General features: G+C 41.6%; 11 protein-coding genes and 2 tRNA genes. 8 read left to right on the top strand and 5 right to left on the bottom strand.

The genetic code is table 11. From position 1 onward, the window contains the following. Nucleotides 1–6 precede the first annotated feature (6 nt). The 3 genes from AAEY97_RS05445 to AAEY97_RS05435 all read left to right on the top strand — a co-directional run bounded on the left by AAEY97_RS05445 (nt 7) and on the right by AAEY97_RS05435 (nt 2,129). A tRNA-Lys gene (locus AAEY97_RS05445) sits at nt 7–82 on the top strand. A 206-nt stretch (nt 83–288) separates the two neighbouring features. Beyond that, nucleotides 289–364 (top strand) — tRNA-Lys (locus tag AAEY97_RS05440). A gap of 613 nt (nt 365–977) precedes the next feature. After that, nucleotides 978–2,129 carry a DcaP family trimeric outer membrane transporter gene (locus AAEY97_RS05435; protein ID WP_101086787.1) on the top strand — a complete coding sequence of 384 codons (1,152 nt, stop codon included), beginning with the start codon at nt 978–980 and terminating at the stop codon, nt 2,127–2,129. A 67-nt stretch (nt 2,130–2,196) separates the two neighbouring features. On the opposite strand, the gene AAEY97_RS05430 is transcribed toward AAEY97_RS05435, so the two are convergent. Further along, complete coding sequence (locus tag AAEY97_RS05430) at nt 2,197–2,457, bottom strand: GrxA family glutaredoxin (RefSeq protein ID WP_011636939.1); 261 nt, start codon at nt 2,455–2,457, stop codon at nt 2,197–2,199. Between the two features lie 79 nt (nt 2,458–2,536). After that, complete coding sequence (gene radD / locus AAEY97_RS05425) at nt 2,537–4,288, bottom strand: DNA repair helicase RadD (RefSeq protein ID WP_350997093.1); 1,752 nt, start codon at nt 4,286–4,288, stop codon at nt 2,537–2,539. A gap of 246 nt (nt 4,289–4,534) precedes the next feature. On the opposite strand from radD, the gene AAEY97_RS05420 reads away from it, so the two are divergent. Next, nucleotides 4,535–4,936, top strand: coding sequence for a hypothetical protein (locus AAEY97_RS05420; RefSeq protein ID WP_350997090.1), 402 nt, complete (start codon nt 4,535–4,537; stop codon nt 4,934–4,936). Nucleotides 4,937–5,047: 111 nt separating this feature from the next. On the opposite strand, the gene acs is transcribed toward AAEY97_RS05420, so the two are convergent. Next, nucleotides 5,048–7,000, bottom strand: a complete 1,953-nt coding sequence (gene acs / locus AAEY97_RS05415) for an acetate--CoA ligase (protein WP_101086790.1) — start codon at nt 6,998–7,000, stop codon at nt 5,048–5,050. A gap of 256 nt (nt 7,001–7,256) precedes the next feature. Between acs and AAEY97_RS05410 the strand changes: the two genes are divergently transcribed. Further along, on the top strand, nt 7,257–10,679 hold the full coding sequence (locus tag AAEY97_RS05410) for a hybrid sensor histidine kinase/response regulator (RefSeq protein ID WP_101086791.1): 3,423 nt from the start codon (nt 7,257–7,259) through the stop codon (nt 10,677–10,679). 31 nt (nt 10,680–10,710) lie between these two features. After that, the gene (locus tag AAEY97_RS05405; protein ID WP_350997111.1) at nt 10,711–11,310 is read left to right on the top strand and encodes a glutathione S-transferase family protein; all 600 of its coding nucleotides are present in this window, start codon (nt 10,711–10,713) and stop codon (nt 11,308–11,310) included. A 50-nt stretch (nt 11,311–11,360) separates the two neighbouring features. Here the strand turns inward: AAEY97_RS05405 and AAEY97_RS05400 are convergent, their stop codons facing one another. Further along, the gene (locus AAEY97_RS05400) at nt 11,361–11,717 is read right to left on the bottom strand and encodes a LysE/ArgO family amino acid transporter (RefSeq protein WP_350978179.1); all 357 of its coding nucleotides are present in this window, start codon (nt 11,715–11,717) and stop codon (nt 11,361–11,363) included. A gap of 7 nt (nt 11,718–11,724) precedes the next feature. Between AAEY97_RS05400 and AAEY97_RS05395 the strand changes: the two genes are divergently transcribed. After that, entirely contained in the window at nt 11,725–12,249 is a 525-nt protein-coding gene (locus AAEY97_RS05395; RefSeq protein WP_350997085.1) for a type 2 periplasmic-binding domain-containing protein, read from the top strand. Between the two features lie 76 nt (nt 12,250–12,325). Here AAEY97_RS05395 and bioA read toward each other — a convergent pair whose 3' ends face one another. Continuing rightward, a complete protein-coding gene (gene bioA, locus AAEY97_RS05390) occupies nt 12,326–13,660 on the bottom strand; it encodes an adenosylmethionine--8-amino-7-oxononanoate transaminase (RefSeq protein WP_350997082.1) in 1,335 nt (444 codons plus the stop codon). Nucleotides 13,661–13,774: 114 nt separating this feature from the next. Between bioA and bioB the strand changes: the two genes are divergently transcribed. Further along, nucleotides 13,775–14,827: a biotin synthase BioB gene (gene bioB / locus AAEY97_RS05385; RefSeq protein WP_162023394.1), complete on the top strand. Its 1,053-nt coding sequence runs from the start codon at nt 13,775–13,777 to the stop codon at nt 14,825–14,827. Nucleotides 14,828–14,832: the final 5 nt, after the last annotated feature.

Below are 14,832 nucleotides of genomic sequence, written 5' to 3'. Positions count from 1 at the left end.
CAAGATGGGTCGTTAGCTCAGTTGGTAGAGCAGTTGGCTTTTAACCAATTGGTCGAAGGTTCGAATCCTTCACGACCCACCACTTTTTAAATCGTGGTTAAAGAATTTAAACGTTACACCAGGATTGGTCGTTAGCTTAGTTGGTCTTGAAATAGAGACAGTTGGCTTTTGTTTCAGTAAGAATATAAGTTCTTGCAAAACCAAGATGGGTCGTTAGCTCAGTTAGTCTTGAAATAGAGACAGTTGGCTTTTGTTCCAGCAAGAGTATGAATATCGCAACACCAAGATGGGTCGTTAGCTCAGTTGGTAGAGCAGTTGGCTTTTAACCAATTGGTCGAAGGTTCGAATCCTTCACGACCCACCACTTTCTCTGTTATTCCCTCACTATTCTTTCTAAATCATCACAGAATACCAGACTTATCATTGGCTGAAATAGCTCGGTATATTTTCAGATGTTTAAATCTCGATAGTTTGTTTTAACTTCAATAATAATTAGGTTTTGCAAAATCAAGATGGATCGTCAGCTCAGTTACTCTGTATGAAATCAACTGCTGCCGTTGACTTTTGAGTCATGTTTACAATGTTTGAACCTTTCATCACCCACTATTTTACTCCTTTAGTTATGTCCTCTAATAATCCCTTTTATCAACGTTAAATCTTATTATTACGTTACAAGATTTGAGTAGCGTTCGATGATTATATTCCAGCGAGCCTAAGATGCTATACGAAACCAATCCAGGTCGTAACTGGTCGATGTATTTTGTTATCAGCTTATTTAGCGTTTAATTTCTTATAAATCTTTAGTGTCCAAACTCATCAAGATCTACATTGTATTAAACAACATCTTGTTTTCGAAGTAGTCTATTTATTAGTTTTTGCTTGTCTACTTTTGTCTCATAGACCTATTGCTAATGTTACATGGCTGTTAATTGGCTCATATTGCTCAAGATTAGAACAATATCAATAGGGAGATAATAATGAAAAAGCAAAAACTCAGTCTTTATGTTGCAGGCGCGTTATTGGCGATGAGTGGGGGAGCTCAGGCTGCTACAGATATGACTTTTGGTGGTTACATTAAAGCCGATGTGATGTTTAGTGATTATGGCAATGGGGCGCCAGATTCAGGTTCGTTATCTCGTCAGTTTTATGTGCCAGGCACTATTTATGGTACGACGGGTAATGGTAAGCAAGTAGTCGACTTTCAAGCTCGTGAATCACGTTTTAATTTTAAGACTGTTACTGATGTTGAAGGGCATACACTGACTGGTTTTATTGAACTGGATTTTATGACGCATACAGATGGTAATGAACGAGTTTCTAATAGTTACTCTCCACGTATTCGCCATGCATTTGTAAGTTATGACAATTGGACTGTAGGGCAAACGTGGACTACTTTCCAAAACCCTGGGGCTTTACCGGAAAACCTAGACTTTGTCGGTGCTGCTGATGGAACACCGTTTGTGAGACAATCACAACTACGTTATACCAGTGGCAATTGGCAGTTCTCAATTGAGAATCCTGAAACAACTGTGACGCCATTGAGCGGCGGTGGTCGAATTACTAGTGGCAGTGGCGTTGTTCCTGATTTTGTTGGTCGCTATAACTTTAGTGCTGCCAGTGGTTCTGCATTTTCAGTGGCGGCGATTGTAAGGCAATTAGATCTAGAGCAAGTTGTTGGTACCACAACGTATGACACATCAGAACTAGGTTATGGTGTCAGTTTCGCGGGTGTTATTCCTGTCGGTAAAGATGACTTCAAATTTACTGCAACTTACGGGGAAGGGTTAGGTCGTTATATGGCGCTAAATTATGCCAACGCTGGCGTGCTTGATACCAATGGGGAAATTCAAGCGATTAAATCATTTGGTGGTTTTGTGTCATATCGTCACTGGTGGTCGGAGCAATGGCGTTCTAGTGTGACGTTCTCAGGTTTTAGCGCAGATAATGATGTGGCGCTTACCGGTGGTGCAGTTAATAAAGAGGCTTACTCTGGTTACGTTAACTTATTGTTTTCACCTTCAAAGCCACTAACATTTGGGGTTGAGTTTATGCATGCCTTAAATGAACGTGAAGACGGTTCTGATGGCGACTTAAATCGGATTATGTTTTCGGCGAAATATGCTCTTTAGTATTTGAGCAGATAACAAAAAGGCAACCAGATCGGTTGCCTTTTTAGTTTAAATTTAAGAAGCTTACTTAATTGAGTAAGTTGTTTTGACGAACATAAGCTTCAAATTCGGTGCAACCACCAATAGGTTGTTCATCAACAAAGATTTGTGGAACAGTTTCTACCGTTTTACCCACACTTTTTGATAAATCCGCTTTAGTGATGCCTTCGGCATGAATATCAATATATTTGAATTTAAAATCTTCACTTTGCGCCGCTAACTTTTCTGATAATTCAACAGCTCGAACACAATATGGGCAACCTGGGCGGCCAAAAATAACTACAAACATGGTGACTCCTGTTTAATGATATGGCCAATTTATACCATAAGTACTTTTCAAATCATAATTCAACGCAATTAATTTTGTTTTAACTCATATCGATTTTATATTTGCCTTGATAGTCAAAAAATGAATCAACTAAATCCCAACAATGTTTGTTTTTTTTCAGTAATAATAAATCGGGTTTTCTGAATCGAGTTTGATCCGCCAATACATCAGTGACTTTCTTATATTGAGGATGGGGAATACCTGGCGTGCGGGTATGACTGAGAACATATACCGCATAAAAAGCTTTTCGTTGTGCTGGTGTCGCGAAGTTAAACGTTTGCTTAAAATCATTACCTTCAATGTCAATGTATTGAATAAGCAACTTATTGTCTTGATCGTGCAACAACATTTGCTCACATTTAAATAAATGATGATGCTGAGCATTAAGTACTTGTTTTAGGCGTTTATCGGGATCAATTAAGGTCGATTGGCAGCTATGACAAATGCGAGCCGCGATATCATTCTCCGCTCCACAGTCTGGGCATGATTTTGATCGAAATCTAAAATCACACTGTTGTTGCTCATTGATTAATCCTTGGCAGCGTCTGCCATAATGTTCAACAATATCACCATCGCCATCCACTAGGCCCCAAAAAGTATTAGCAAATTGACACACAGGACAATGCACTTGTACTGGCACTGATTTGCTATTGGGTTTGGCTTGACCGACTTCTGGGTAAAATAAGTCGTAACCATTAGCGGCATAATCAATGACTAAACAATCTGCTTTATTGGGAGCTAAACGTAACCCTCGGCCAATCATTTGTTGGAATAGGCTCACCGATGCAGTGGGGCGCAAAATTGCGATAAGGTCGACATGAGGTGCATCGAAGCCTGTGGTTAATACGGCAACGTTAACAATGTATTTGAGGGTCTGGGCTTTAAAGCGATGGATGATGTCATCACGTTCGTTATGTGGCGTTTGAGCGGTAATTAAGGCGGCATCGTTGTCTAACAGAGTCATGATTTCATTGGCATGTCTGACCGTAGCTGCAAAAATTAAAATACCTTTTCGGCATTCGGCAAGTTGTTTTACTTGCTTGATAATTGCAGTGGTTGCTCGTCCCTGATGATGCAATAAAGAATCGATTTCCATTTGTGGGTATTCACCACTGTCATGCGCCACCAGTTCACTAAAATCATATTGCGCACTCAACCCGTCAAAAATGGTCGGTTTGGTTAGGTAACCTTTCTTGATTAATGGTCGCATTGGGAGTTCAAAAATGCATTTTTCGAATACAGGTTTATCAGTATTACCTACTTTCCCATGATAATGGTGCCGATAAATCCAGCCTAAACCTAAACGATAAGGCGTGGCGGTTAGCCCAAGCAGTTTAATGTCAGGATTACGCGCTTTAAGGTGCGTGAGCAGTTGTTGATATTGACTGGTAGACTCATTACTGACTCGATGACATTCATCAATGATCACTAATGAAAATGCTTGAGTGAATTTTTCTAGGGCGCGGGCGGCCGATTGAACACTGGCTACCACGGTTTTGCCATTAGCCTTTTTTTGATTTAATCCTGCTGAATAGATATTGGCCTCTTGGGTGAGCAAACCCACTTTTTCAGCATTTTGAGCGACTAATTCCTTTACATGGGTTAGCACCAGCACATTACCATTAGCAATACGTGCCAGTTCGGCAATGACAATACTTTTTCCCGCACCGGTAGGTAACACTAACACCGCTGATTGTTGGCTGTGCTTGAAATGAGCGATAGCCGCATCAACTGATTGCTGCTGATAGTCGCGTAAGGTGATATTTCCGGGTTGAGTAGATGAATGTTTCACGTTATCGAGTAGTGTTATTTTGGTTTATACAAAGCTTAACATAGCCAATGATTGATAGACCATGATGTTTTAAATGCGTTAAATAAATCAATTGGTCATGGTTAAAGATGATAAATACACTGGGATGGTACTTTTTGCGTGTTAAGCGCTGTTTTTTTATATCAGTTGGTGTAGATTCATCTATTGAAATAAGATGATATTGATACTAATAAAAATGAAATTTATCACCATCAGGAAGAACACATTATGAAATTTTTATCGTTAGCCGCTCTGTTAATGGTTAGCCACCTCGCCGTTGCCGAAGAAGGTCTTGTCATTGGTTTATCTATTGAAGAAACGGTTAAGCATTCAGAAGATGTTACTGCATCGGCTTCAAAAATTGTGATGGGATTAAATGAATCTGTGTCACTTAGTGTCGAAGGAGACTATGGCGTGACCATAGTGTCGACAGCAAATAGTGATAATAAGGTTAATTTGTTGATAAGTTTACGTGATGAATCTAATGACGGTGCGGATCTATTAGGTGACAAAGCCATAACGATTAAAGTGGGCCAATCAACGAGCTATAAAATGACTCTAAATGATCATTCATATAATGTCACCATTGATACAGCTTATGGCCCACAGCCTAAGGTTTCAGATAAATAAAAACGTCTATGAATCTTGATTTTTAGATAAAAAAAGCCCCTCAATCGAGGGGCGAAAAGAGAAATTGGTCAGGATTTCTCAGGGTGGATAGAACATCATAAGTTGATTTTATTACTCTGTTTTGTTTAAGCGAGACTCAATCAAGGTATCAATCACCGCAGGATCTGCCAGAGTAGAAGAATCACCTAAATTAGTGACTTCATTAGCCGCAATTTTACGTAAGAATCGACGCATAATTTTGCCTGAACGCGTTTTAGGTAAACCACTTGCCCATTGGATAAGATCCGGGGTTGCAAGTGCACCAATTTCTTTACGAACCCATTGACGAAGTTCTTGACGTAACTCTTCTGTTGGCTCAATGCCACGAGTTAGGGTGACGTATGCATAAATGCCTTGGCCTTTAATGTCATGGGGGTAACCCACAACGGCCGCTTCAGCAACGAGTTCATGCGACACTAAAGCGCTTTCCACTTCAGCAGTACCTAAGCGATGTCCCGAAACGTTGATGACATCATCGACACGGCCTGTAATCCAATAATAGCCATCTTCATCACGACGCGCGCCATCACCGGTAAAATACATACCGCGGAATGTTTTAAAATACGTCAGCGCAAATCTATCGTGGTCACCGTAAACTGTTCGCATTTGGCCTGGCCACGAGTCAAGGATAACTAGGTTACCTTCACCAGTGCCTTCAACAATATCACCCATGTTATCAACCAGTGCTGGCTGTACCCCAAAAAATGGTCGAGTCGCTGAGCCAGGTTTGGTATCAGTTGCGCCAGGTAATGGACTAATCAGAATGCCACCAGTTTCAGTTTGCCACCAAGTATCGACGATAGGGCAGTTCTCATGACCAATCACTTCATGGTACCAACGCCAAGCTTCTGGGTTTATCGGTTCACCCACAGAACCCATAATGCGCAATGAATCGCCTTTATAGCTACTAAAAGGTTCTTTACCTTCAGCCATTAATGCGCGAATTAAGGTTGGCGCGGTATACAGGATATTGACCTTATGTCGATCAATCATTTCACCTAATCGAGCTGGAGTAGGGTGATTAGGTACGCCTTCATGAATTAATACCGTGGCGGCATTAGCAAAAGGTCCATATACCATATACGAATGGCCAGTAATCCAGCCTACGTCGGCTGTACACCAATATACTTCGTCTGCTTTATAGTCAAACACGTATTCGTGTGTCATCGAGGCATATACCATATAACCGCCGGTAGTATGCAGCACACCTTTAGGGTTACCTGTAGAGCCTGAGGTATAAAGCAAAAATAATGGATCTTCGGCGTTCATCTCTGCTGGTTGGCAAAATTCTGAGGCAACTTCCATGAGTGAATGCCACCAAACATCTCGGCCTTCAACCCAATCTACATCTCCACCAGTGCGCTTAAATACAATGACTTTTTCGACGCACGTAACATCAGGATTTGATATTGCTTCATCGATACTGCGTTTTAGAGGAATTTTACGGCCACCACGAACACCTTCGTCGGCGGTAATTAAGACTTTTGATTTTCCATCAATTACCCTTGCCGCTATCGAGTCTGGTGAGAAGCCACCAAATACCACTGAATGAACAGCACCAATGCGAGCACAAGCCAGCATCGCGACTGCAGCTTCAGGCACCATAGGCATGTAGATAGTGACGATATCGCCCTTATTAACCCCTTGGCTACGTAGCGCATTGGCAAACTTACACACTTGCGTATGCAGTTCTGCGTAAGTTAATTTGCGTTGTTCGTTGGCGTCATCGCCTTCCCAAATAATAGCAATCTTATCGCCGTGTTCTTCAAGGTGACGATCTAAACAATTGGCCGAGGCATTGAGCGTGCCATCATAAAACCAATTAATCGAAAGATTATGATCATCAAAAGACGTTTTCTTAATTTTGGTATAAGGTTTAATCCAATCAATACGTTTGCCGTGTTCTCTCCAGAAACCTTCTGGATTAATAATGGACTCCTGGTACATTTTCTTATATTGATCGTTATTAACCAGTGCGTTTTCTGCAATGTCACTAGGAACTTTGTAAAGAGACTGCGGGGTCATGGGGCTTCCCTTTCTAAAAATGGCGTGGTTAAAGTATCATCTGCAACGGGCTGTTTGCACTATTAGACCTTGGTCTAGTTTTAAAATATCCTTAATATTTAGTCTGTTGCACGTGTTAATATGGTAATGATTGCTGCAGATTTGGTCGATTATTTATATCGATTCTCTTATGTAGGTTGTTTTCTGCTCAATACATGATGTTTTAGATGAAAATAAAACAGATTTTTAATAATAATAAAGTGATAGCGGACGTTTCATGAACTTAACCTTAATCGTGGCCGTGATTGCGGTGTGTTATGTGTCATTGCTGTTTATTTTGGCATGGGGTGCCGAGCGATGGTTTAGTAAAATAAACCAAAAAGCTCAAGTATGGATTTATGGGCTCAGCTTAGCGGTGTATTGCTCATCATGGAGTTTTTTAGGCACAGTAGGTCAGTCTGCCAATGATTTATGGTCATTTCTACCTATTTTTGTCGGCCCAATATTAGTGTTTACCCTTGGGTTTGGCATGCTACGAAAAATGGTTGTAGTGTCTAAAGCACAAAACATTACTTCAGTTGCCGACTTTATTGCTGCTCGTTATGGCAAGTCACAGTTATTAGCGGCTTTAGTCACGCTTATTGCATTGTTTGGCATCATGCCTTATATCGCACTACAGCTTAAAGCAATGGTGTTTAGCCTTAACTTATTTCAACCTGATGATACCCCCTTAAGCCCAGTGGCGGTGCCATTATTGATCACCATGTTACTGGCCATTTTTGCCATTTTATTTGGTACGCGTAAATTAGATGCGACTGAACATAATCCTGGAATGATGGTCGCGATTGCGTTTGAGTCATTGGTTAAACTTGCGGCATTTATCTCAGTCGGCGTGGTAATTAGTTTTGGTGTTTTTGATGGCTTTGGCGATATTTGGCAGCAGGCATCAGATAAAGCATTAATCGAAAATAGTCACATTCGTTTAGAGTCGTTTCTCCCTGAACTATTTGTTGGAATGGCCGCTTTTTTATGTATGCCAAGGCAGTTCCATGTGATGGTGGTCGAGTGTGGCGGCGAGCATATTTTAAATAAATCACGTTGGATATTTCCGATTTATTTAGCCTTGTTTGGCTTGTTTGTCGCGCCATTAGCATTAGCCGGTAAAATTATTTTGGGTGATTCGGTATCTGCTGATACCTATGTGATTAATTTGCCTTTGGCACTAGACCAACCAATATTAGCGGTTGTTGCCTTGTTAGGTAGTTTATCTGCAGCAACGGGGATGGTGATTGTTGCTGTGGTGACTATCAGTGTGATGGTCAGTAATGAGTGGCTGGTGCCATTTTTACTGCGAACGGGGCAAATAAGGGAAAAGAACTTCAGCCAATTTTCTCAATTATTGTTAAATGTACGCCGTTTATCGATTGTGGTTATTTTAGGCTTCGGCTATTTGAGTTACTTACTGTTTACCGACAGTGATTCACTTTCACATTTGGGGATGATGTCCTTTGGTGCATTTTCTCAACTAGCGCCCGCACTAGTCGGCGGATTATATTGGAAGCACGGCAATCGAGCTGGTGTCTATCTAGGCCTTGCTGTCGGTTTTAGCCTGTGGTGTTTTATTTTACTTCAAGGTGCCGGTGAAGCCCGTTTGATTGGTAGTGAGTCAGGCTTACTCAATTCGATAACCCCAAATGTTAGTGATACTTTGATTGCTTTGTTAGCGAATATATTTTGCTATGTACTAGGGTCTATTTGGTTTAGAGCGGGTGTTGCTGAGCGCATTCAAGCGAGTAATTTTGTTAAACCTTGGTCATCAAAAAAAGATTCAAAAAAACGTCAAGGGCCTATTTCGCAACAAGATTTGTTAATTTTGGCTAGCCGATTTGTGAGTCCTACTCGTGCTTATGAGAGTTTTAGTCGTTTTTCAGCCGATGCAGTAAAAAGTGATAGTTGGTACAAAGCTGCCCCAGAAGAATTAATTGCCCACACCGAACATATGTTGTCGGGGGTTTTAGGTGCATCAAGTGCATCATTAGTGATGGACTCAGTCCTGCAAGGCCGCGATTTGGCGCTGGATGAGGTATTCAGTCTCGTTGATGAAGCATCCTCTAAAATTATTTTAAGCCAAGATATGTTACGTGGCGCAATTGAACATGCTTATGAAGGCATGAGTGTGGTCGATAAAGATCTTAATTTAGTTGCCTGGAATTATCGCTATGTCGAGCTATACCAGTACCCTGAAAGCTTTTTAGTCCAAGGAATGCCTATTGCTGATGTGGTGCGATTTAATGCATTGCGCGGCTTTTGTGGTACTGGAGACATTGAAAACCAGGTTGCTGTGCGAGTTCAACATATGCGTAATGGAACACCGCACACATCTGAGCGTGAACGCCAAGATGGTAAAGTGATTAAAATTCAAGGAAACCCAATGCCTGATGGCGGTTTTGTAATGACATTTACTGACATTACCCAATATCGCTTACAAGAGAAGGCGTTACTGGAAGCCAATGAAACATTAGAAAGTCGGGTACAAGAACGAACCTATGAATTGGCAATGTTAAACAGTGAATTACTTGAAGCTAAAGCACAGGAAGAAATGGCACACGCGTCTAAAACTCGCTTTTTAGCCGCAGTGGGCCACGACTTAATGCAGCCACTAAATGCCGCGAGATTATTTACAGCATCGTTATCACAATATCCTAATCTGGATCTTGAAGCCCGCACCACCTTAACTCATGTGAATAGTTCGTTGAAAATAGCGGGAGAGTTATTGACCGATTTGCTCGATATTTCTAAGCTCGACTCTGGCATGGTGGACGTTAACCGCCGTGATTTTGCTATTGCTGAAGTGATTAATGGTTTATCGGTTGAATTTGATGCAATGGCAAGTGACAGCCAAATTTCTTTTTCGATGGTGCCCTCTACCGCGACGGTGAACTCCGACCCTTCATTGTTGCGGCGTATTTTACAAAACTTTTTAACCAACGCTTATCGTTATGCTCGAGGTGGTAAAGTGTTATTTGGTTGCCGACATCGAGGTGACTTTATCGAGATTCAAGTACTCGATACGGGTTGTGGGATTAATGAGTTTGATATACAAGAAATTTTTAAAGAGTTTAAACGTCTTAATCATCCCAGTAGTCGTAATGTCAGTGGTTTGGGGCTGGGGCTAGCGATTGCCGATCGGATTAGCAAAGTACTTGATCATCAAATTCATGTAAGTTCAACCTTAGGCCATGGTTCTCTATTCTCTATATTCGTGCCATTAGGTGAAACGGTCAGCCAAATAAGCATTAAGCCTTTACCAACATTATTACAGCCTTTAGCTGGCATTAAAGTATTGTGTATTGATAATGAAGATGCCATTCTCGCGGGGCTAGAGTCGTTATTAAGTCGTTGGCAATGCGAGGTTATTTGTGCCAAAGATCTTGCTGACGCTCGAATTAAGTTAGGGCTTAAAGGGGTTGCCCCTGACATCATGTTAGCTGATTATCATTTAGATGATGATCAAAATGGTATTGATGCGATGAATGGTATTCGCAGTCGTTATGGTGAACATTTACCTGGAATATTAATTACTGCCAATACCAATAAAGAGTTGGTTGATGATGTCGAAAGACGCGGCTATCACTATATGGCTAAGATGGTTAAACCTGCCGCATTACGCGCGTTAATTTCTAGTCTGGTCAAAAAGTAAGTGAGTTATTTAGCGTTGAGGACAACTAATGATCACAGCCTATGGCGATAGCATGTCAGGTAATTGTTATAAAGTGCAGCTGGTGCTGAATATGCTAGGTGTTGAGCATCTATGGCAAGAAATGAGTATCACGAAAGGTGAAACGCAGACACCAGAGTTTTTAGCTAAATATCCAGCAGGAAAAATACCATCAATTGAACTCGATGATGGCAGAGTGTTGTCTGAATCTAATGCCATTATGGGGTATCTTGCAGAGGGCTCTGAGTTGATCCCAACTGATGTCTTTAGTAAAGCGAAAATGTACCAGTGGATGTTTTTTGAACAATATAGTCATGAGCCATATATTGCCGTTGCACGCTTTATTCAGTTGTATTTAGGGTTGCCTGATGATCGTTTAGTTGAATATCACTCACTGCACGTTAAAGGCCATAAAGCGCTTGTGGTTATGGAGACTGAACTTGCTAAGCAACCCTTTCTGTGTGGTTCGCAGCTTACCTTAGCGGACATTGCTTTGTTTGCGTACACTCATGTAGCTCATCAAGGTGGCTTTGAGTTAGCCCATTACCCAAAGATTAATCAATGGTTAATACGCATAAAACAGCAAGCTGGGTTTGTGCCGATGGAGAGTTAATTCTTTACTATTTTTATGAATATCTTTTGATTTTCATGTGTTGTCTGTCGCTATAAATTTGTTGGTATTATTAATAAAGTATTAAATACTGAATAGGCGATAAAAAGCATAATTGTGCCGACTAAGACATCAATCACGCGTTGAACTTTCGGCGCACCTAACCAAGGGGCAAGTTTAGCGGCGCCAAGTGCAATAGTATAAAACCGCAAAACCGACGCCAGTATGGTATCTATAGCAAATGCCCATTTTTCGTTACCATCAAAAGTGCCGCCCACGCTACCTAATATCATCACAGTATCTAAATACACATGAGGGTTAAGCAAGGTGACCGAAAATGTGGTGCCGATAATTTTTTTACGACTATTAGCTGCTGTAATATGTGTTGCAATTTGGTACTGATTTCGCAATACATTTTTGAACGATGTTGAAGGTAAAGATCCTACGATTAATAGGTTAAAGGATGGCCAAGCTTTTGGCGTCATTTCGGTGCTATCTACACCGATTAAAGGTTGTCAACTAACTCGATTAGGCTGTGTCGACTATCTGCTAGTCGCTTCACCTGAGTTTAGTCGTCATTACTTCCCTAATGGAATTAGTGCAGACAGTCTTAGAAAAGCTCGGGGTATTGCGTTTGATCACAAAGACAATATGCACACACGCTATATTCAACAGCATTTTAGTCTGATGCAAGGTGAATACCCATTACATGCTGTTCGTTCATCAGATGCCTTTGTTACCATTGCTAAACATGGCGCTGCCCATTGTTTAGTACCAAAAACGCAAATTAAATCAGAACTAGCCACTGGTGAGTTAGTGCACATATGTAAAGACCATATCATCACTGAAACGCTTTACTGGCACCATTGGATTTTACTTAAAGGTGTCTATAAAGACGTTTCAGATGCCATTATTGCCCACGCTCAATCGGTATTAGATTAAGCTAAACTTTGACCTAATTAAACTGAGCATGACCCAATTTAAAATCTGGCCAAGCAAGAGAAGAGTTAAGTTTTAATTATCCATGGCTAATCAACGTTTGATTCTCTTCGGTAGGAATAAGGGTATCGGCAATTAACAACATGGCCGAGGTTAGTTGGGTTAATTGTGCAGCGCTAATAGTGTAAGGCGGCATGATGTAGATATAGCGGCTAAAAGGCCTTACCCACACACCTAAGTCAACAAAGGCTTTTTGTAAGGCTGCGGTATTCACTGGCGAGTGCATTTCGATTACGCCGACACTGCCAAGTACTCGTACATCTTTAACCTCTTTTGACGCCATGGCTGCGGGTAAGGTGCGGATTAAATGCGCTTCAATGTTTTTTACCTGCTGTTGCCAATCGCCTGCAAGCAATAAATCTAAGCTGGCGGTCGCTGCTGCACATGCCAATGGATTACCCATAAAGGTAGGACCGTGCATAAATACACCTGCAGGTGAGTCACTAATACCATTAGCTACTTCGTCACTGCATAAGGTGGCCGCGAGGCTAATATATCCACCGGTTAAGGCCTTACCAACACACAAAATATCCGCTTCAATATTGGCATGTTCATAAGCGAATAGGGTGCCGGTGCGGCCAAATCCAGTCGCTATTTCATCTAAAATCAGTAGCACATCGTATTGGTCGCAAAGTTGACGAAGTTTAGTCAGATACGCTGGGGAGTAAAAACGCATTCCGCCAGCGCCTTGCATGATGGGCTCAATAATTACGGCTGCAATATCTTGGTGATGTTGAGCAAATGCAGCATCTAAAGCCAGTGAATCTGTTTGGTTAAGGGGGTCATTAAACTTAGACGTTGGCGCAGGGATAAAGACTTGTTCAGTGACATTATTACCGAACATGGTGTGCATTCCACCATCAGGATCACATACGCTCATCGCGGCAAAGGTATCGCCATGATAACCACTTTTTACGGTCATAATCCGCTGCTTTTGTGGTTGATTTCGGCCTTGCCAATATTGCAGCGCCATTTTTAATGCAACTTCTACTGCAATTGAGCCCGAGTCGGCTAAAAAAACCTTAGTTAAATTATCACTCGTCATCTGCACTAAGCGTTTTGAGGTTTCAATGGCTGGCTGGTGGGTTATGCCACCAAACATCACATGACTCAGTTGTGATAACTGCTTTTGCATAGCCGCTAAAATGGTCGGATGACTATAACCATGCACACAAGACCACCACGAACTGGTGCCATCTATAAGTACTTTGCCATCGTCTAAAGTCAACTCGCAACCTTGAGCGGAAACGACTCCATATACAGGCAGAGACTGGGTCATAGAGGTATAAGGGTGCCATATATGTTGTGCATCGAAAGCGTAATCGATAGTGGTATTTGTGTCGGGAAGTGCCATAATTATAGGTGCTCATTATTTGACCGCTAGTAAAGCGCAAAGTGGTTGTTGCGTTGACAGTTTACGGGCTCAGGGTATCCTAGCCAACATAAAATCAAAATAAAGGAATGAACCATGTCGTTAGCTGAAGTTCGTCACGATTGGCAAAAAGCACAAATTGAAGCATTGTTTGCGCTGCCTATGAATGATTTATTGTTTAAGGCTCACAGTATTCATCGTGAAACGTTTGACCCTAACGAAGTGCAGATCAGCCGTCTTTTATCAATTAAAACCGGTGCATGCCCTGAGGACTGTAAATATTGTCCACAAAGCGCACGCTATGACACTGGCCTTGAAAAAGAACGTTTGCTTGAAATTGATAAAGTATTAACCGAGGCTAAAAGTGCTAAAGCTGCTGGAGCATCGCGTTTTTGTATGGGGGCAGCCTGGCGTAACCCGCGTGACAAAGATATGCCATATTTAACGCAAATGGTAAAAGATGTTCGTGCCTTAGGCATGGAAACCTGTATGACATTAGGCATGTTGTCATCTGAACAGGCCGGGAAATTAGCCGATGCTGGTTTGGATTACTACAACCATAACCTTGATACCTCACCAGAATATTACGGCGACGTTATTACCACTCGCACCTATCAAAGTCGCTTAGATACGCTAACAAACGTACGTGCATCTGGGATGAAAGTGTGTTCTGGCGGCATTGTTGGAATGGGCGAACAAGCCACAGATCGCGCCGGTTTATTGCAACAATTGGCCAATTTAGAACAACATCCAGATTCGGTGCCAATCAACATGTTAGTCAAAGTGGCCGGTACGCCTTTTGAGAATATAGATGATCTTGACCCGCTTGAATTTGTGCGCACCATTGCTGTAGCCCGCATTATTATGCCTAAGTCGCGGGTGCGTTTATCTGCAGGACGAGAAAGCATGAGTGATGAACTTCAATCTATGTGTTTCTTTGCTGGTGCTAACTCTATTTTCTACGGTTGTAAGCTATTAACTACAGCAAACCCAGAAGAAAACGATGATATGAATTTGTTCCGTCGTTTAGGTTTGCACCCAGAACAAGGCCCACAAGCCCACATTGAAACAGATAACGCATTATTAGCCAAAGCTAACGCCATACAAGATAAGTCGACCAAGCAGTTTTTTGACGCAGCAGCGCTGTAATTTAG

Origin of the sequence: Shewanella sp. TB7-MNA-CIBAN-0143 (genome assembly GCF_040310065.1) — a bacterium.
GTDB lineage: Bacteria > Pseudomonadota > Gammaproteobacteria > Enterobacterales > Shewanellaceae > Shewanella.
The sequence above is the reverse complement of the archived record's forward strand: the minus strand, read 5'-3'. Positions and strand labels throughout refer to the sequence as shown.